Origin of the sequence: Clostridioides sp. ES-S-0010-02 (assembly GCA_020641055.1) — a bacterium.
Classification (GTDB): domain Bacteria; phylum Bacillota; class Clostridia; order Peptostreptococcales; family Peptostreptococcaceae; genus Clostridioides.
The window spans coordinates 3707375-3726022 of sequence record CP067345.1 but is presented as its reverse complement, the minus strand read 5'-3'; the positions used below and the strand labels follow the sequence as shown (position 1 = coordinate 3726022).

Sequence of the window (18648 nt, the reverse complement as noted above, 5' to 3'; positions counted from 1 at the left end):
TTGTAAAATAATTATATATTTTTATTTTATAATATAAAAACACTATTTTTTTACTAAAAAAGCTACCACAATCAATAACGAAAATACAATTGAAAGTATTGAAAAAGTAAAGTGAGAATTTGAGTCATTATTGCGATTATTAAGTTTTATCCAAAGTCCACATATAATTGTACATATCAATAAAACTGCTGATATTATCCCTATAAATGTAAAAAACATTAAAATTCCCCCTTTATTTAATGTAAGTATTTGAGTCCATGAGAATATCTTTAAGTTCTGTCAGAGTATGGCTGAGTTATGTATCAAAACTAAAAGACATATAATTAAACTGAAATAGTACTAAATAGATATATAATTAAACTGAAATAGTATTAAATAGACATAATACTAAATAGATATAAATACTAAACTGAAATAGTACTATTTTATGGTGTCTATTAAAAATAACTCTAATTGAGAGTCAATTAAAGCACTTCTTTTCTCTGCATCCATAATATCAATACCACTGTATCTTAAAAAGGCGTTAGAACGAAGAAGAACTAACTGTATAAATGAAGTTATTTGATATGCAATAACCTTGTAATCTTCTTCAGTTTTATTGTTGTCGTGATTTTTATAATGAGCTCTAATCAAAGGCAATATTTCAAATGGATAAATAATGTCTTCTTGAACTAATATGTAAGGTACAGAAATCTCTATAAATTGACTATATAAAATTATAACATCACAAAATGTCATTAACATTTCTTTTAACTCTTGCTTAGGTGTTAGATTTTGCTTATCATGTGTAGTTTTATATTCATCCATATGGCATTTTAAAATTCTCTTAATAGCAGTATTAATTAGTGCTTCTTTAGATTTAAAATAATAATTAATCATAGCCAAATTGACATTTGCTTTAGCTATGATTTCTCTAGCTGTGATACTTGAAATATCTCTATTTGAAGTTAATAGCTGAACTGTTGTGTTAATTAGTTGCTCTTTTTTTGAATCTATTTTCATATTTTTCCCCTTAAGAATTCCTCATAAAAAAATTAAACGTGTTTAATACACGTTTAGATACTATCACGAAAGCTTTTATATGTCAATGGAGGGATAGTTTTTAAGGAGGATAGTAGGGGGAAGTTTTTTTATAATTGTCTTGTTAAATACATGATAAATAAGGTTATATGATACTAAGTTTAAGATGTGTTCTATCAATCATGTATTAATATATATAATTATTAAAGATTGTATACTAATAAATAGAATTATGTTAAAATTTATATTATAATGAAATAAAAAATAAATAAAAAAAGTCATGAGTTCTTAAGTTTGGCGACTTACTCTTAGCTTTTTATACAGTCATTCTTGGTAAGAGAGTACTCTAGTTAGGGAGCTTTTTATATTGTTATCATCTTTTAATATTATCATAACAATCATAAAACATTAATAATTTCGATATTTAAAAAGTATACAAAATTATTAATGAGGCAATAAGCTTAAACCATATTAAGTATTGATTGTTATTAATAAATCTGTAAAATCTCCTTATCTTTAGTGCAAACATGCTAAAAATAGAGGAGAATTTTTTGTTGTAAATGACAAAGTTTTGTTACCATTTATATGATGTTAGACTCAGTGTAACATCAAGATAATAAAAATGTATGAAAACTATCATAGATACTTATTAAAAACATTCTATAAGTAATGAAAAAAGAAGCGTGAAAAGAAAAAATGAAAATGGATTAATGAAGAGGGTAATAGAATAAAAAAGGAGATAGAGAATATAAAAAGTTAAAGGAATAAGGATTAAGCAAAAATAGGATAGCCAACTCTTTAAGTTTAGGAATAGTAAGGAGGTACTGTAGTTTATAAATGTGTAGCCTTAACTGTTTTTCTATCTAAGGGATAAGGGGGGATTTTTATGTATAGAATAGTTATTTGTGAGGATGATATTACACAAATGGTTTTCTTAAGAGAGTGTATACTAAAATCCTTAGAGGGAGTTTCTAGTCAAATTGAACTATTAGAGTTTAATTCAGGAGAAGAGTTATTGGAGTCTGCTTTAGAAGGAGTTGATATATATTTTTTAGATATTCAAATGCTTCAACTAACAGGGATGGATGTAGCTAAAATAATTAGAGAAACAAATGATACTTCTGAAATAATATTTATAACTTCAATAGTCGACTATATACAAGAAGGTTATAAGGTAAGGGCTTATAGATATTTATTAAAGCCTATAGATTTTGAGGATTTAAATGAAAATATTTTAAATTGTATATCAGATATTATTAAAAAAAGAGAAAACTTTATGCTGATAGAAAATAAAGGTATAATCAACAAAATTTTAATTAATAGTATTATGTATATAGAGGTCAGGAAAAAGGTTTTGACTATACATACTACAGATGGTATTTATAATACTAATAATAGTATGGATAAAATAGAGTTAGAATTAGAAAAATATAATTTTTTTAGATGTCATAAAAGCTATTTAATAAACATGGAATATATTCAACTTATATGTAAAAATACTGTAGTTATTAATAATGAAAATATTCCAGTCAGTAAATATAGAATATCTGATTTAAAGACAAAATTAACACATGTATTGGGAGATGTATTATGTTAGGGATAGATGTATGGGGGATTATTCTAACTTTATTTTCTACAATGATAGAATGGATTGTATTAAAATTTATATTAGATGAACTTAGTGAGCTAAGAAAGAGCAAGTCAGTTTTAAATAGTAGTCTACTAATTGCAATTATAATAATTACTACCTTGACTATAATTGAATTTGATATAAAGGTTAAGTTATTTATATGTATATTTATTACATATCTATTGTATAGAAGTAATTATGTGGTGGACCAATGGAAAAGTGTGTTTATAAGTTTATTATATTGGATGTTATTAATCGGATTTGATAGTACTGGATTAAGTATAGTAGGCACACTTAACTCTATACAAGAGATGAGTGATTTATTAAATAATAATTTATTAAAACTAGAATTAATAATTATATCTAAATCACTACTAATAGGATTAATACCATTACTTAAAGCTATTAGATTAAAAATAAAAATAAACAAGAAGGATTGTATCTATTTATTTTTCCCCTTAATAGCAAATATTGTTAGCATAATAGTTGTATTTGGATTTATTTTTAAAGATAAGAGTATTAATCCTACCGAAAGTTTGACAATACTTGTTATATCAATTGTATTTTTACTTTCAAATATTTCGTTAGTAAGTATTATAGGTAGAATAATAAAAGACAATAACCTAAAGATGGAACATGAAATTACAAAAGAAAAGATAAATATGCAATATAAATACTATTTAAATTTACAGGAATATCAGTCGAAAATAAGAAAACTATACCATGACATGAACAATCATATTATTTGTATTAAGAATATTTATGGTAAAAATGAGATTGCAGAGAAGTATATTAAAGATATAAATAAGCAAATAAATGAATGTAATACTATATTTAATACACAAAGTATGATTTTAGATGTTATTTTAAGTGAGAAAAAATCTATTTGTGATATAAATGGCATAGATTTTTTAGTAGATATTAATTTTTTAGAATGCAATTTTATAGAAATGGCGGATGTGTGTAGCATATTTTCAAATATGATAGATAATGCAATAGAAGCTTGTAATAAGATTTACGATACAAATATACAAAAAAAGATTAAATTAAGAGGAACTATTATAAATAGATTATTTGTAATTAAATGTGAAAATACAAAAATAAATGAGATTATATTAAAGAATAATAAAATTATTACAGATAAAAAAGACTCATTTTTACATGGAATAGGAATAAGTAGTATAAAAAGTTCAGTAGAAAAATATAATGGAAATGTAGAAATATATTCAGATAAAAATAAGTTTACAACTACTATTTATATACCATTATCTAGAAAATAATTCCAGTTGAAAATTTAAAGTGCCTAGTTGGAGTAATAGTATTGAAAAATAATATAGAGGATGTTATCTGCTAAGCATAGAAAATTTGGAGTTAATAAAAATAATCGAATCTTGCGTTAATAAGATAACATCCTTTTTAATTTTAAATAAAATAATATAACAAAAATAATATGATTTATATTTATATATATTATTACAATATTAATATTTGGAATGATTCAGCAACAAAGAGGGAGTAAGAAATGAAAAAAATTCAAAATATAAGATTAATAAAACTTATATTGAGTAACATAAAAATAGTAAAGGAGTAATTGATAGATAGTGGCTTGATATTAGCAATAAATATTTATTAAAAAATATTGAAAGAAAACATTTTATTAACTTAAGGAGGTCTTAATTATGATAGATTCTTTAGACAAATGTAAATCAATAATTAATGTATTCTGATAAGTGTCTAAAAGCTACATAAATAGTTGTTATAAATAAAAAACAGAGTGACTAAGAGAAAAAAGCGATATATCTAATCGGTATTGGTATGTATAGCTTCTTTACATTTAGTAAGGTAGCTTGTGAGTTTAGAGAGAACTTCTTAAATAACATAATAGTGATAAGAAGTTTTACATGATATAGATAAGAATTATTGGATAAAAATAGCTAACAGAATCAATCTGTTAGCTATTTTTATTTGTGTATTTTTATTACAAATCTATTTAACTTTTATTACTGGTATCTGAATTTCTGTAAGATAGTTTTCAGGATTTTCCTCATTATGAACCCCTTTATGACCAATTTGCCTATTGATACCAGACATTTTATAATCACTATTTTTATCCAGCCAGTAAGCAAATGACTCATACCCACCAGCTATATTTTCATATGGGCCATATACCATACTACATGCCATCATATCAACTGCCTCTGTCTCACGATATATAAATCCAGATTTGTTTTTTCCTAATTTCTTTACAACCGTTCCAACCTCTATATCTACACCACAATCTTTCAGTTCTTCATCATGATAAAGTGCTATATTGTTGCTTGCTTGGTGGGATATTTCTATATGTTCTTCTTTAATAAATTCATATAATTTTTCCCACAGTATACCTTCATGGTGATAGTCTGGAATTATTTCTCTAAGCGAGATAATCTTATAACTGGGAATTTCCTTAAAGATAACATTGTAATGAATCTCATCTTTATTGTCATCTATAGCCTTAATCAATTTATTAATATTATTTATTCTTTGTTGTTCTTTTTTAACTTCATCTTGTATTTCAATTTTTTTTCGATTCAATTCTTTAATCACAAGTTCGTCGTTCCAATTATGAATAATATTTGATATCTCTGAAACAGTAAATTTTGAATCTCTTAGTAAAATAATTCTTTGTAAAGTTGAAATTTGGTCAGCAGAGTATAGGCGATAACCTGTGTATTTATCTATCTTTGCTGGTTTTAGAATACCAAGTTCATCATAATAACGTAACATTCGAATAGAGACTTGTGTTAGTTTTGAAAATTCTCCAATTTTAAACATGAAAATATGACCCCCTTCTCACTTATAATCAGTATATATTTTGTTTTTGTATACTTCAAGTGTTTAGGAAAATGCATTTAATTATCAGTTTAATCTATAATCAGCAGTCTAACTCAAATTCAAATTCGTCTGATTTTATCTTCTCAATTTCAGAATTAATTTTCTGTTTAAATTTAGCAGAAGAAATTATGTAAATAATTAATATGAGGCAAAATATTATTTTTACATATTGAGCCATTACATAGGCTTCAATAGGGTAGTAAGAATATAGTTGAATGGTAAAGAAGTCACACATCATATGTACAAATCCACCTGCTAAAATACTTCTATGTGTATTAATATATACAAATGTAATAACAAAGTTTAGAAGTATAGTAGATGGTATAAATAAAAGTGCATCAAATAAAGAATATTGCAGTAGATTATATGGGATTTGACCAGGTGTAAGATACCATCCCAAATACCAAACTCCACAAATAGTACCTAAAATAATTGAAGCACCTGTAAATCCAAATCTGACTAATAATTTATCAAGAGAATATCCTATCCATCCAAATCCTTGGCTAAGTATACTTAGTATAAAGCTTATAAATAGCATAATTGGTATTTTATAAGGTGTATAAATAGCTATGTGCATCCAATCCACATCATTAATTTCTAGATGAAAATATTTTCCTATTAGTAAAGAACAAATTACAATTAAAGCAAAAAAGAGTACTGTTAATAATGGCCATTTTACTCCTATTTCTTTGAAGCTAAAGCTCCTGTAAAGAAAATCTTTTCTTGCGCTATTTGGATATATTGTGAAAATAAAAAGTAGCCCTATGACAGAAGGGGCTGTATATGCGAAGTAAAAAAGAAGTTTTCCAAGCATGGTATTTGTAACTCCTAATAATACAGGTGTAAAGCTAAATAGCCAAGTCCATAATAGAGTGCTTGTAAAGAAAAAAATTAAATTTTTATCTGAATTAAAATGGGGATTATATAATTGCATCTTATGTTCACTATCCTTTCATTTTGTTAATAGTGGTTTAATTTATATTTATTTTATTTTGACTATAAAGTTGATTAATAAGTAGATAATTAGTGATATTAATAAAATATTTTCGATTTTTATAATTTTTATTAAATATTTAGCTTATCTCTAATATTTTTTATGTAACGGCGATTTATAATAACTTTTTCATTATTTGATAAAGTAGCTTGCATGCGATTATGTGATATTACTTTTATACTTTCTAGGTAATCCATATTTAAAATCATAGATTTAGATATTCGTAAAAAAGATGTATTGTGTAATCGGTTTGATAATTCATATATTTTTAGGTCAACTTCAAATACATCATCTTTATAGTAAGCAAATGTCTTATTGCCAACTGTCTCAAAGTATAAAATATCGCAAATATTAAGCTTATAAATTTCTCCTGCTTTTTTACCATTTATATCTAGTAATGGTGTATTTAGTAGTGAAATTATTTTTTCAATATTATTGTCAATGGCAGAGCATTTTATAATTATTTCAATATCATCAAAATTAGTGGATTGTTCGACATGTATTTTCATTAATTATCACCTCATTTTATTACTGTCATTAGAATAGCATTATATTTTATTGAGTCCAACTAGATGAGTGCTAAATTTCAAATTAAGTACAGTTAAATTCAAATTTAAAATAGTAAAATTCAAATTTAAAGTGGTAAAATTCGAAAAAATACTACGACTATTTGGAAATGTTATCCAAATATCGTAGTACTTTTCATAGAATATCTCTAATTATTATACAAATAGACCTATCTTATGACTTACATATGTTGTCAAATTACTTCTCAAATGTCAAAATATTTTTAGATAGTACATCAATGCTGTTAGATAGTGTGTTCAATTTGCCCTCAATTCTAACCAATAAATACATGGATAGAGCTATAGGAAAACCAACATTAGTTATTAACAATTGTAAACTATCATCCATAAAATTACCTCCCATCCTAAACTAGGTCATAAGGAGTAGTATTAGTTTCTACAATCTTAGCTTCAACAGCAGAAGCAAGGTCAAATCCTCCAACTGAAAAAACATTTTTAGATACTATCAAATCCATAGCAGATTTTATATTTTCTTCAGTTAAGTCCTCCTTTGGATTTTCTATAGAAAAAGAAACTTGTTTATCCTTTGTATTCTTGAAACTCATGACTAATTTTTTCTTAATCTCCATACAGTTACCTCCACGATAATAATTTATTTTTTTAATTGCTTTAAGTATTTTAATTATTGTTAGGGTAGAAAATACTCTGGTATTGTTATACTTAAAGCAAAGCAGTATTTAAAATAACTAACATGTTTAATTTACGAACATATTTAAATTACTTAAGATATTAAACTGCTTAAAGTATCAATATATTAAGTGTATAATTTGTTAAATTTATATAATATCAAGTGTATTATATATTGAACATGATATATAAATAGTTGATGAATTTTAATGTAGACTATAATCATTAGTATAGACTATATTTGAAAGTTACTATTTAGATAGTGATGTGCTATCTAGTTTTAAAATATCTACAATAGGATTTTCTTGAAGATTTGCGATTGCTTCTGCAACTGCATAAACATCATCGTTTGATGCCTCTGCCTTTACATTTGCGAAAGATTTACTTTTAATAACTGCCTTACCCTTATCATCAAAACCAGCATCCAATTTCAGTTTTATACTAGATAAATTTTTTGTTGAAACAACTGCCATAAAACTACCTCCTAAAAATTTAATTTCAAAGATTTGTCGACTTTCTTTGTTAAATCTATAGTATCATATAAGATAATATAGGAGTTAAACCGTAATTTCTTAAGATTTTTTGTTAAAATTTTATAGAACACTTTATAAGTATATATATTTTAATGATTGATTGAATGTTTGTATGCTCTATGTGCAATAGTTTTTTATTGATTTTGCTTAGAATATTTTCTAGAGGGGATAAAATGTTTAATATGTTTGTTTAGAATGAACTATCTAGATGTATCCAGTATCTGTGTCCAGTAGCTAGATTGTAAGTATATACCTTTAATTATTTTAGCTAGTTCATCGTGATATAATATACTCCATATGTTGAACAGGAACACGATATTGAACAACAATATGCTATACTAAATTTTGAGAGGAGGTTATATTGTGAGTGAAATTCTGTTGGAACAGTTTGACTCTGATTTGGGAGGGATTTTGATGTCAGAATATGTAATAGAAAAACCTGATTGTCATTTTCCTGAGACTATTGTATGTGAATTTTCAAAATCTATGATACAAACAATTGTTGAAAAGTATAATGGTAAAAAAATAGGTCGTTTAATTAATGTTGCTAGAGATATACCAATTTATGAAGTATTTTTCAAGAATGTAAGAATTGGAATTTGTCAGGTTATGGTAGGTGCAACAGCATGTGTAACCAACTTTGAAGAATTAGTTGAATTAGGAGCAAAGAAGATATTTATCTGTGGAGAATGTGGTGTGTTAGACAATTCTATTGATGATGCATATCTAATCATTCCAACATCAGCTATCCATGATGAGGGCACAAGTTATCATTATCAACCAGTCTCTGGTGAAATTATACTTAACCCACATGGAGTTAAAGTGATTGAATCTGTATTTAAAAGTAAAGGATTATCATACATAAAAGGTAAAATATGGACTACTGATGCTCCATACAGTGAAACACCTAATAAAATACTTACACGGAAGACACAGGGGTGTATTGCAGTTGATATGGGATGTGCTGCTGTAGCTGTCGCAGCACAATTTAGAAATGTTATATTTTCACAGTTTGTTTATGCTTGTGATAATCTAAACTCAGATGTATGGGAACAACGAGGATTAACTATACGTCCTATTTCACAAAAAGTACATACCTTTGAGCTTGCAATGGAGTGTGCTATCAAGTTGTAAATTTAAAGTGCTTTAACTTGTATTTTTTAATTTTAAATTACCAAAGCAGTAAATCGATTAAGGTTTACTGCTTTTTTTATTGTTGAATTTAAAAGTGATATATAGCTATATGCTCCTTCTGGAAAAATATTATTATATTAAAAATGCTTTAAAAGTGTTCGTTTTAGTCTAAGGTTTATGTTAAAAAAATTATTAAATTTAATCTGTAAATAAAAAAGTTAAAAGTCCAATATTAACATTTTACTCTTAAACCATTAAAATCTTTATTAAAGCTACTAAAGTTATTAAAAATATTTTAAAGGAGAGTGTAGTTTATGAAAGTAAAATTAGAAGATATACCAGTTCAGTTTCATGCAATGGTGGAAATAGTGGGTATTGATAAGTTTGTAGAGATTGCTAAATTGTATGGAGGTACAAACACTTATATACCTACATGTAAGGGGATTTTTAGATATGCAAGAAATAGGGAGATAGTGAGACAATTTAATGGGGTTAATTATGGGGAGCTCGCCATTAAACATAACATGTGTGTAAGCAATATTAAGCGAATAATAAATGAAAACAGTATATAAGTTGTTATACAAAGTATTTTGTAAAGATTAAGTGTGAAGTAGGTAAAAGACATTTTATAAAGTTTTTTTTAGACAAAATTACTAAATTTATTGCCTATTAATTTAAATAGATTGTATATTCTATAAAATATTCTGTTAAATAATGGAGATATATTGAGAATTCAAAAAAAATAGTCGAAAATATTTGTTGGATAAAAAATAAACAAAATGATACAATTGCTTGTATAAAGGGGAAAAAACAATAAATAAGCTATATAAATAAAAAAATATAAATAAATATGACATAATATATTTGCATATTTAAGAATATAAATAGGGATTTTAAGGGATTAATAAGTATATTTAAAATATATTAAAATAAATATATATTTAAATTTAAACTTTATGTTATCTATATAAAGTAATAATTATTGAGAAATGATTACTTATTAGTAGAAAAGGGGTTAGTAGATATGAATAATGGATTTTATAAATTGAATTCAGTAGTATTAGGCTTTGATATAACAAATGATATTAATAAAATAAGATTTAATCATTATATAATGAGAAAAGAAAATATACAGAGATTGCAAGGTACTTTACCAAGAGGTCAATTTTATATGACAGTAAGAAGAACTGCTACAGATTTACAACTTTCTATTTCTACTATAAGTAGGCTTGTAAGAGAGTTTTCAGATTTAGGAGTAATAAGGCTTGTGTCTAAGGGAACAAGGGGGAAGATGCATTCTATATATAGCTATATCAGTTCAGAAATTAGTGAAGATTTATTTGATAGTACTAGTGAGAATTTACTTGATAGTGATGAAACTATAGATTTTAACTATAACAGTGTAGAGAACTATGAATTCAGTAATTTAGAGTATAGTTATGGAAATGTTGAAAATAAAGGTTGTATTGATGAAGATTGTATTTATGGTGGTGGAATGTCAAAGTACAATAGTGCTTATGATAATACAGAATGTAGTAGTTGTGATGACTGTAGTATATTAAGTAGTAAGAATAATTCTGCTAATAAAAAAAGCAATGACTTAGCTTCTAGTGGAATAAAAACTCATGGTAAAAATACTAGCTCTAATAATGAAAATATCAACAATGAAAATATCAACTCTGAAAAATCTGTTATTAATTTTACTAATGTAACTAATAAAATTAAAGATTATACCAAAAAAACACTTATTGGAGAAGAACTTAAAATCGAAAACTCTAATTTAAAATCGAGGTCTTCAAATGTTAGATTTAATGAAACATGTAATGACATAGATAAAATAACTAAAAATGACATAGAAGATAATCAAAGTAAAAATGTTATAAAATTAAGTAATAGTAAAGTATTTAGTAGCATGAATAGAGATGGTAAAAAGAGTGGTTTTGATAATATTCATGATACACAAAAAGAAGATAAGTTTGTAACAAATAAAAAAGAATCCTTAAATAAATTTAATAAAAAAAATATACAGCAAAGCATTATAAATATGCTAAATAAAAAAACAGGAAAAAATTTTAAAATCAATTCTCCAACGAGCATAAAACTTATCAACGAAAGACTAAAGGAAGGTTATGTCTTAGAAGATTTCTACAAAGTTATTGAGGTAAAAGTAGCTAAGTGGAAAGATACCATAATGGAAATGTATATAAGACCAGAGACCTTATTTAGCCATAAATTTGAATCCTATGTTAATGAAAACATATCTGTAAAAAATCAAAGTAATGTTTACCAGTGTAAAAAGAGCGACAATAATAGAAGTAATAATTATATGTATTCTGACTATACCACGTATGACGACAGCAATCGTGAAAGAAAAAAACATGAAAATGCAAGGTATTGGAATCCAATCTGTGAATTTTAATTAGTCTGATAATGCGTTTATAGGTGGAATGAATTTATATATTTTATAGCTGATAATGCATTTCTAACTAGTAATATATTTATATCTTTTATAATTAAAAGTATATTTCTAACTGACAATATCGTTGCAATCTAATATAAAAATAAAAGACTTAATAATATTAAAATATAAAACTTAAGAGGAAAGCGAGATTAATTTATATGGTTAAATCAAAAGCTGTTGAAATAGAGCAGGCTATTTTAGGCACAATTATTTTAGACAATAAATTAAACTACAAACTAGATGACTTAAATGAAAATATGTTTATGAATTCTACATGCATTGAAATATTTAAAATCATGAAAGAACTTAGAAAAGAAAATATAATAATTGATGTAGCAACTGTAAAATCAAAGATAGATGAGAAATCTTTAGCAATTAAAATGAGTAGTTTAACTAGTGTAATTACATGGGGTCAAACTTTTGGTATTGATGGTTATATAAAAATTTTAAAAGAAAACTTAGCAAGAAGAAGCATAAATCAAAATTGTCAAAGACTCTTGGAAGGCATAAACTTTGGAGAAAATATTGATACTTGCATCTATAAATTTGAAAATAATATAAGAAAAATCTTGGACAAAGATACTTATGAAAATGATGATGTACATAGCATAGCAGAAAAAGTCCTTGATTTTTTAGAAAGTAAAAAGGATGTTGGATTTAAGTTTGGGATAAGTTTACTTGATTCGACTATAGGAGGTCTTTTTAAAGGAGAGCTAACGACAATAGCAGCTAAATCAGGGGTTGGAAAGACTGCTTTAGCTCTTCAAATAATGTTAAATTCGGCCAAGCAAGGGAAAAAGACTCTATTTATAAGTAGAGAAATGACAAGTGAGCAAGTGTTTATGAGAAATATATGCAAGATAACAGGAGTAAGTACAAGAAATATGAAATCTAAAGAGATAAGTAAAAGTGATTGGAAACTAATTGTAAATGCAATAGGGGATTTACGTGAGAATAACTTAATTTATATAAATGACAAGATAGACACAATCAGTGCAATTAGAAAGAGGATAAGGCAAATAAAGCCAGACTTATTAATTGTTGATTATGTGCAACTTCTTACATCTCAAAAAAGTATGGAAAAAAGAGAAAGAGAAGTAGCCACTTTTTCTAGAGAATTAAAAAGTATGACTTTGGATTTTGATATACCAATAATTCAGTTAAGTCAATTAAATGATGAAATGAAAGATTTTAGACCTTATGGAGATAGACCTATGAGGGATAGTAAAGCCATCTACCACGATAGCAACAATGTGGTTTATATACATCAATTAAAAGGGAGTGATTATGAAGAAGCAGTAAAAGATATAGGAGAAAGTGAGGAATTAGTTAGAGAATCAGAGTACAGGGGAATTAAGATTGTTGATTTAATAGTTGCGAAGTGTAGGGATGGACAGACTAGGCATAAGCATTTTTGTTATTATGGGGATAGGTTGCATTTTCAAGAACTAAATTATTAGAGTAATGAGATAGCCATAACAAGCTTATTGAAAGTCGAAAAATAATATAAAATATGAGGTGAAAAGATGTTAGAATTAGAGGAAATCATAGAATTGCTTGAAGAACACAATATAGAAGTGAGTATTCCAAAGGAGTTACATAAGTATAATTTATTGGAGTATCTGAAATTGTGTCAACAAAGTGGGGGAACATATTTTTATATTAAGACAGTGGAGGGTGCTTTAAAAGAGGCTAGAAATGAGCTTATGATTAAATTGTTTAATGGAAAAAATTATATGGAATTAGCTAGAATGTTTGATATGAGTGTTATTAATGTCAGGTACATTGTTAGAAAAAAATAGATATATTGTGGATAAGGTAAGTGTGATGTGTATAAAGTTACGACTATAAATAAGTTTAAACTGTGAATAATAGAGTAAGACTGTGTATAAAGTTATGATTATTTGAACAACTCAATGTCGCTTATTTACTTAAAATCCTTCTACAATTAGAGTATAATTTCTAATCTGGATATCTTATGTGATTAAGTCACAGATAAAAAGCAAATATATTGTTATAATTCTTATAGATTAATAATACAGGGAGGTTATTATGTCTAATAAAAAAAAGAAGTATGCAAATATTTTAGAAAATGAGTGTGTAGCCTGTGGTAGCTGTATAAAAGTCTGTCCAAGGAGAGCTATCTCAGTACCATATGGTATTAGTGCAAAAATTGATAAAGACTTATGTGTTGGATGTGGTATTTGTAAGAAGGTATGTCCAGCATCTGTGATTGAGATTATAACAATATTAAAAGAGGAAGAAGGTAAGTGTCATGAATAATAAAAAACACTGGTATGACTATTTATGGATTTTTTCTTCTATATATTTGATATTGGGATTTGTAAATATTATTTTCGCTTGGATTGGGTTAATTTGTTTCTTTGTTCCATTACTTATTTCTATTATTAAAGGAAATAAAGCGTACTGCAATAAGTATTGTGGAAGAGGACAGCTGTTTAATTTGCTTGGAAATAAATTAAAGTTGTCAAGAAATAAAGATATTCCTAAATTTATTAGAAGTAAGTGGTTTAGATATGGTTTTTTGACGTTTTTTATGGTGATGTTCGCTAATATGCTTTTTTCAACTTATCTAGTGTTTGAGGGTAGTAGAAATTTTAAAGAGGTAGTGACTTTGCTTTGGACTATAAAGATGCCTTGGCAATGGGCATATCATGGGACTTTAGTTTCACCTTGGGTGGTACAGTTTGCGTTTGGTTTTTATAGTGTTATGCTTACATCGACTGTTCTTGGATTGATTACGATGATACTATTTAAGCCTCGTTCATGGTGTGTTTATTGTCCTATGGGTACTATGACTCAGATGATATGTAAGGCAAAGAGTAAGTCTATATAGATAGAGTTTATGTGAATATGTAAGGAGTATAGATAGAGTTTGTATAAAATAAACTTGTCTATGCTTCTTTTTTATGTGTAAGAGCATTAATTAAGTAGATAAATTAAAAAGAGTGGATACAAGGAATTTAGATAGCAATAATAATTAAATAATAAGATAGAATATAAAGCAATGAAAGAGGCAGAAAGGGAAAGAAAAAGAGGGTGAAGGAGATAGGAAAATAACTATATAATAGGTAAAATATGTAGGAATTATATGTTATAATAGTTTTAGCAAGAAGATGTAATCTACAATTTATAGAGTGGAGTTCATACAAAAGGTTATCCTCCCAACGTATAGAAGGGAGGTGAGTATGTGTGGATAATTTTTTACAAGGTGTACTAGCAAGTTTAGTTGCCAGTTTAATAGTTTACTTAACTGATAAATTGTTTAAAAAAGTAAAAAGCCACTCTGGCAGGAGTGACTTTAGTTTTGAACTAAAGATTAAGTTCAACAAGAAACACTAATTTACGAACTCCACTCTACTGCAAATAGATTGTAGTTCTTCTTGCTTTTATTATATCACAAATTAGAAAAAATATGTAAAGTACTTGTTTTAATCGCAGGTACTTTTTTATGTAAAAATAAATTTGCCTACAGCCTTTTTGGTATACAGAATTAGTAAGTTTGAAATAACATTCATATAAAAACTTTAGTTGATTTTAAAATCAATATATTGAAGGCATTTTAAAATCAATTATTAACTTTTCATGATTTCTAAAGTATTTTATATCATCCATATCATGAGTAATTATTATAGCACTCTTGTTTTCCATCTTTCTTATTACAAAATCCATAACCTTATACTTAGTTTCTGTATCTAGCCCTTTAAATGGCTCATCCATTATAAGCAAGTCAAAATCATATAATAAAGCTCTTAATATTGCAACCCTTCTTTTCATACCACCACTTAATTCCCTTACTCTTTTATTCATACAACCATTTAAGTCTAATACATCTAAGGCACTTTCAATTTCTGAATTACCCAGATTTTCACATACCAACTTTATATTCAATGACACACTTAGATTTTCACACAAACTATCATCTTGGAATACTGCACTAATCTTTTTATTACTAATACCTACAATTTTTCCGCTATCTGCTTTCTCCAAACCCATTAATATTCTTATCAATGTTGTCTTACCAATACCAGAGGTTCCTGTTATAAATGAGATAGCATTATCTTTAAATACATTATTAAAATTATCTAAAACAACCTTATCATTATATTTTTTACTTAGATTCTCAATTACTATATCCATTTAGTTTATCTCCAATCTTTTTAATAAATAGTCTATTAATGATAAAAATCCCTTTTGAAAGCAAATACTTATTATAATGATAACTATAGTCCATGCAAATAAATCTGGTGTATTTAAGTATACTTTAGCTTTGTATAAGTTTTCACCTATAGAATTAGCAGGCATTCCTATTATCTCTGCTGCTATTCCAGATTTCCAACATAGACCTAAAGAAACACTACATGCTGCTCTTAGATATGGTGCTACCTCAGACAAATATATGTACCTTATTTTTTTTATCTTACTGACTTTAAATACTTTTGCCATATCATTTAACTCTCTAGATATACTATTTATTCCATCTAGGATATTTCTATATACCACTGGCAATACCATCAAGAAGGATATAAAAATAGACAGGTTCTTTGAAGATATCCATATTAGAGATAATATTATGAACGAAGCTACTGGTATAGATTGTATTGTAAGTATTAAGGGTTCAATAAGTATCCTAAAATTTTTTTTATTAGATGCTATTATGGCAGATATTATTCCAATGATAAAGGCTAATATAAATCCTGTTGTTATTTTCAGAAAAGAAAAGAGTATAGATTGCCAAAACTCAAACTTCATAGATAATTCGAATAACCTTTTCAAAGATGAAAAAGGAGATACTAAAAGTATCTCCTGACCAATTATCATACTACTTATTTGCCAAACGATAAGCCAAAAGATTATTGCTAGTATATGAGTTTTACTAATTTTCTTGTGTATAGTAGAAATCTTCACCTGGCATCTTTCCTCCTATTGACTTTGGATTAGCATCATAAAGTACTTGTAAGTATCCACTTAATTTATCTTTCATTGTATTACCTTCTATAAATGTTATATTACACTTTGGAATTGCTTTTTTTGCTATCTGTGCTGGAACTATTTCATTTTCCTCAATAAGTTTTGAAGCTTCTTCTATATTATTGTTTGTAAAATCAACTGATTTCTTATATTCTTCTAAGAAACTTTTAACCTTTTCTGGATATTTATCAACAAACTCTTTTCGTGCAACAACAACTCCTGTTACTAAAGCACTTTCAGTATTTTTCTCTTTATTTAAAGTATCCCATTCTTTTGTCAAATCCAAAGCTACTCTTAAGTTATCACTCTTAGTCAATGCTGTTGTTACAAAAGGTTGGGGAAGTAGTGCTATTCCATTTTTATCGTTTAATAATGCCGCCAAACATTCTGTATGTTCTGATTTGTATTCTATGTTGACATCTTTAGTTGGGTCAATTCCATTTTCTTTCAATATGTAATTCAAAGCATATTCAGGAGTAGAGCCTTTACCACTAGAATAAATAGTTTTGCCTTTTAAATCATTTACATTGTTTATAGAATTTCCATTCTCAATTATGTATAAAACTCCTAAAGTATTAATGGCTAGTGTTTCTATTTCACCATTGCTATTATTATATAAAACAGATGATAGATTTGCGGGAATAGCAGCAATATCTAGTTCTTTATTCACAAGCTTAGGTGTAATTTCGTCAACAGAATTTGCTATTGAAAATTCATAATCTTTTTCTTTTTTATCCTTTTCATCGCCAATCATCTTAACCATTCCCATTCCTGTAGGACCTTTTAGTGCTGTCACCTTTGCAACTACTTTAGTTTCTTCTTTTGTTTGTTTTTCTGGTGGGTTTGATGCACAACCTACCAATGAAATTATTATTAATGATGCCAGTAATAATATTGATAATTTCTTTTTCATAAAACCTTCCTCCTAGTATTTAATTTTATATAGAATCTGTTATTTAAGTTTATATTTCATATAGAATTTGTGTTAACTTTTCTTTATTCAATATTTTTATACACTTTTTACCAAACTCTAAACAATTTTCATTTTGTAATGATTGTAATTCCCTATATAAAGATGCTCGACTTACACTAATCCTTTTACTTAACTCCTCCTTAGAACATTCTAATAGGATAGTGTCATTTTTACTAGTTTTTTCTAGTAAATATTCAATAACTTTCTTTTTACTAGACTGTATATTTAAAAACTCTATCTTTCTCAGTAAAAATTGTATTTTTCTATTACAATATCTTGAATACTCTAAAGCTATAGAAATGTCCAACTTCATCATATCTATAAAGCATTTTTTTGGATAAAAAACTACATAAACATCACTTTTGCATTTTAGTACAGTATCTAAGGATTCTTCATCAAATATATTAGAAATTCCAAAAACATCTCCTTCCTTTAGAATAGACATGTTAACTTCAGTTCCATCACTCGATATACAATAGATGGATACTTGTCCTGCTTTAACTACACCTACATAATATTCTTTATCAAAAAAATCACTTATAAATTGACCTTTTTTATAACTCTTTGCTTTTATCTTATCTTCTACAATGTATCTTTCAGAAAATAACTTACTATTTATTAGTACTTCCTTCTCATTCAAAGTCATCACCTTTTCTGATAAATATTCACTTTGATTGCAATAATATCACAGTATTTACCAAAATTCAATAATATTGATAATTATTTTCAATCAAGTTTATTTATTAATTGTCTCATCTGATACAATTTTTAGTAGTTTTTAATGCTATCATATCTCTTAACAAAATATGAAAGGAGACTTTAC

The 18648-nt window shown here is 26.4% G+C and carries 22 protein-coding genes; 10 read left to right on the top strand and 12 right to left on the bottom strand.

All coding sequences use genetic code 11. The annotated features are described in order from the left end of the window. Positions 1 to 42: 42 nt before the first annotated feature. Both JJC01_17335 and JJC01_17330 read right to left on the bottom strand, forming a co-directional pair. Positions 43 to 219, bottom strand: coding sequence for a hypothetical protein (locus JJC01_17335; GenBank protein UDN57904.1), 177 nt, complete (start codon positions 217 to 219; stop codon positions 43 to 45). A gap of 201 nt (positions 220 to 420) precedes the next feature. Then, on the bottom strand, positions 421 to 1002 hold the full coding sequence (locus tag JJC01_17330; protein UDN57903.1) for a TetR/AcrR family transcriptional regulator: 582 nt from the start codon (positions 1000 to 1002) through the stop codon (positions 421 to 423). Positions 1003 to 1906: 904 nt separating this feature from the next. On the opposite strand from JJC01_17330, the gene JJC01_17325 reads away from it, so the two are divergent. Then, positions 1907 to 2617, top strand: a complete 711-nt coding sequence (locus tag JJC01_17325; GenBank protein UDN57902.1) for a response regulator transcription factor — start codon at positions 1907 to 1909, stop codon at positions 2615 to 2617. Continuing rightward, entirely contained in the window at positions 2611 to 3930 is a 1320-nt protein-coding gene (locus JJC01_17320; protein UDN57901.1) for a sensor histidine kinase, read from the top strand. Before JJC01_17325 ends, JJC01_17320 begins: the two co-directional genes overlap by 7 nt. A 706-nt stretch (positions 3931 to 4636) precedes the next feature. Here JJC01_17320 and JJC01_17315 read toward each other — a convergent pair. From JJC01_17315 to JJC01_17290, 6 genes are all read right to left on the bottom strand, one after another. Next, a complete protein-coding gene (locus JJC01_17315) occupies positions 4637 to 5464 on the bottom strand; it encodes a MerR family transcriptional regulator (protein UDN57900.1) in 828 nt (275 codons plus the stop codon). Between the two features lie 100 nt (positions 5465 to 5564). After that, positions 5565 to 6458, bottom strand: a complete 894-nt coding sequence (locus JJC01_17310; GenBank protein ID UDN57899.1) for a CPBP family intramembrane metalloprotease — start codon at positions 6456 to 6458, stop codon at positions 5565 to 5567. Between the two features lie 131 nt (positions 6459 to 6589). Next, positions 6590 to 7027, bottom strand: coding sequence for a LytTR family transcriptional regulator (locus tag JJC01_17305; protein ID UDN57898.1), 438 nt, complete (start codon positions 7025 to 7027; stop codon positions 6590 to 6592). Positions 7028 to 7283: 256 nt separating this feature from the next. Further along, positions 7284 to 7433, bottom strand: a complete 150-nt coding sequence (locus tag JJC01_17300; protein UDN57897.1) for a YvrJ family protein — start codon at positions 7431 to 7433, stop codon at positions 7284 to 7286. 16 nt (positions 7434 to 7449) lie between these two features. Then, entirely contained in the window at positions 7450 to 7674 is a 225-nt protein-coding gene (locus JJC01_17295; protein ID UDN57896.1) for a DUF2922 domain-containing protein, read from the bottom strand. Between the two features lie 309 nt (positions 7675 to 7983). Beyond that, positions 7984 to 8205 carry a DUF1659 domain-containing protein gene (locus JJC01_17290; protein ID UDN57895.1) on the bottom strand — a complete coding sequence of 74 codons (222 nt, stop codon included), beginning with the start codon at positions 8203 to 8205 and terminating at the stop codon, positions 7984 to 7986. A 423-nt stretch (positions 8206 to 8628) separates the two neighbouring features. Between JJC01_17290 and JJC01_17285 the strand changes: the two genes are divergently transcribed. The 8 genes from JJC01_17285 to JJC01_17250 all read left to right on the top strand — a co-directional run bounded on the left by JJC01_17285 (position 8629) and on the right by JJC01_17250 (position 15223). Beyond that, positions 8629 to 9399, top strand: coding sequence for a nucleoside phosphorylase (locus tag JJC01_17285; GenBank protein UDN57894.1), 771 nt, complete (start codon positions 8629 to 8631; stop codon positions 9397 to 9399). Positions 9400 to 9713: 314 nt separating this feature from the next. Beyond that, positions 9714 to 9971, top strand: a complete 258-nt coding sequence (locus JJC01_17280; GenBank protein ID UDN57893.1) for a transcriptional regulator — start codon at positions 9714 to 9716, stop codon at positions 9969 to 9971. A gap of 452 nt (positions 9972 to 10423) precedes the next feature. Beyond that, entirely contained in the window at positions 10424 to 11818 is a 1395-nt protein-coding gene (locus JJC01_17275) for a conserved phage C-terminal domain-containing protein (GenBank protein ID UDN57892.1), read from the top strand. Positions 11819 to 12018: 200 nt separating this feature from the next. Then, entirely contained in the window at positions 12019 to 13320 is a 1302-nt protein-coding gene (locus JJC01_17270; GenBank protein ID UDN57891.1) for an AAA family ATPase, read from the top strand. A 66-nt stretch (positions 13321 to 13386) separates the two neighbouring features. After that, positions 13387 to 13662, top strand: a complete 276-nt coding sequence (locus tag JJC01_17265; GenBank protein ID UDN57890.1) for a transcriptional regulator — start codon at positions 13387 to 13389, stop codon at positions 13660 to 13662. 250 nt (positions 13663 to 13912) lie between these two features. Then, entirely contained in the window at positions 13913 to 14143 is a 231-nt protein-coding gene (locus JJC01_17260) for a 4Fe-4S binding protein (protein UDN57889.1), read from the top strand. After that, on the top strand, positions 14136 to 14717 hold the full coding sequence (locus tag JJC01_17255; GenBank protein UDN57888.1) for a 4Fe-4S binding protein: 582 nt from the start codon (positions 14136 to 14138) through the stop codon (positions 14715 to 14717). Before JJC01_17260 ends, JJC01_17255 begins: the two co-directional genes overlap by 8 nt. A 356-nt stretch (positions 14718 to 15073) precedes the next feature. Continuing rightward, a complete protein-coding gene (locus JJC01_17250; GenBank protein ID UDN57887.1) occupies positions 15074 to 15223 on the top strand; it encodes a hypothetical protein in 150 nt (49 codons plus the stop codon). 201 nt (positions 15224 to 15424) lie between these two features. Here JJC01_17250 and JJC01_17245 read toward each other — a convergent pair whose 3' ends face one another. Genes JJC01_17245 through JJC01_17230 form a run of 4 tightly spaced genes read right to left on the bottom strand, consistent with a single transcriptional unit; the run spans position 15425 to position 18465 of the window. Continuing rightward, the gene (locus tag JJC01_17245; protein ID UDN57886.1) at positions 15425 to 16021 is read right to left on the bottom strand and encodes an ABC transporter ATP-binding protein; all 597 of its coding nucleotides are present in this window, start codon (positions 16019 to 16021) and stop codon (positions 15425 to 15427) included. Beyond that, positions 16022 to 16702 carry an ABC transporter permease subunit gene (locus tag JJC01_17240; protein UDN60208.1) on the bottom strand — a complete coding sequence of 227 codons (681 nt, stop codon included), beginning with the start codon at positions 16700 to 16702 and terminating at the stop codon, positions 16022 to 16024. It abuts the gene before it with no gap. A gap of 55 nt (positions 16703 to 16757) precedes the next feature. After that, positions 16758 to 17765 carry an ABC transporter substrate-binding protein gene (locus JJC01_17235; GenBank protein UDN57885.1) on the bottom strand — a complete coding sequence of 336 codons (1008 nt, stop codon included), beginning with the start codon at positions 17763 to 17765 and terminating at the stop codon, positions 16758 to 16760. Between the two features lie 49 nt (positions 17766 to 17814). Next, entirely contained in the window at positions 17815 to 18465 is a 651-nt protein-coding gene (locus tag JJC01_17230; protein UDN57884.1) for a Crp/Fnr family transcriptional regulator, read from the bottom strand. Positions 18466 to 18648 lie beyond the last annotated feature (183 nt).

What these genes read in the sequence shown, in the direction of transcription:
- JJC01_17335 (UDN57904.1), bottom strand. Translation starts at nt 219, where the DNA reads ATGTTTTTTACATTTATAGGGATAATATCAGCAGTTTTATTGATATGT.
- JJC01_17330 (UDN57903.1), bottom strand. Translation starts at nt 1,002, where the DNA reads ATGAAAATAGATTCAAAAAAAGAGCAACTAATTAACACAACAGTTCAG.
- JJC01_17325 (UDN57902.1), top strand. Translation starts at nt 1,907, where the DNA reads ATGTATAGAATAGTTATTTGTGAGGATGATATTACACAAATGGTTTTC.
- JJC01_17320 (UDN57901.1), top strand. Translation starts at nt 2,611, where the DNA reads ATGTTAGGGATAGATGTATGGGGGATTATTCTAACTTTATTTTCTACA.
- JJC01_17315 (UDN57900.1), bottom strand. Translation starts at nt 5,464, where the DNA reads ATGTTTAAAATTGGAGAATTTTCAAAACTAACACAAGTCTCTATTCGA.
- JJC01_17310 (UDN57899.1), bottom strand. Translation starts at nt 6,458, where the DNA reads ATGCAATTATATAATCCCCATTTTAATTCAGATAAAAATTTAATTTTT.
- JJC01_17305 (UDN57898.1), bottom strand. Translation starts at nt 7,027, where the DNA reads ATGAAAATACATGTCGAACAATCCACTAATTTTGATGATATTGAAATA.
- JJC01_17300 (UDN57897.1), bottom strand. Translation starts at nt 7,433, where the DNA reads ATGGATGATAGTTTACAATTGTTAATAACTAATGTTGGTTTTCCTATA.
- JJC01_17295 (UDN57896.1), bottom strand. Translation starts at nt 7,674, where the DNA reads ATGGAGATTAAGAAAAAATTAGTCATGAGTTTCAAGAATACAAAGGAT.
- JJC01_17290 (UDN57895.1), bottom strand. Translation starts at nt 8,205, where the DNA reads ATGGCAGTTGTTTCAACAAAAAATTTATCTAGTATAAAACTGAAATTG.
- JJC01_17280 (UDN57893.1), top strand. Translation starts at nt 9,714, where the DNA reads ATGAAAGTAAAATTAGAAGATATACCAGTTCAGTTTCATGCAATGGTG.
- JJC01_17275 (UDN57892.1), top strand. Translation starts at nt 10,424, where the DNA reads ATGAATAATGGATTTTATAAATTGAATTCAGTAGTATTAGGCTTTGAT.
- JJC01_17270 (UDN57891.1), top strand. Translation starts at nt 12,019, where the DNA reads ATGGTTAAATCAAAAGCTGTTGAAATAGAGCAGGCTATTTTAGGCACA.
- JJC01_17265 (UDN57890.1), top strand. Translation starts at nt 13,387, where the DNA reads ATGTTAGAATTAGAGGAAATCATAGAATTGCTTGAAGAACACAATATA.
- JJC01_17260 (UDN57889.1), top strand. Translation starts at nt 13,913, where the DNA reads ATGTCTAATAAAAAAAAGAAGTATGCAAATATTTTAGAAAATGAGTGT.
- JJC01_17255 (UDN57888.1), top strand. Translation starts at nt 14,136, where the DNA reads ATGAATAATAAAAAACACTGGTATGACTATTTATGGATTTTTTCTTCT.
- JJC01_17245 (UDN57886.1), bottom strand. Translation starts at nt 16,021, where the DNA reads ATGGATATAGTAATTGAGAATCTAAGTAAAAAATATAATGATAAGGTT.
- JJC01_17240 (UDN60208.1), bottom strand. Translation starts at nt 16,702, where the DNA reads ATGATAATTGGTCAGGAGATACTTTTAGTATCTCCTTTTTCATCTTTG.
- JJC01_17235 (UDN57885.1), bottom strand. Translation starts at nt 17,765, where the DNA reads ATGAAAAAGAAATTATCAATATTATTACTGGCATCATTAATAATAATT.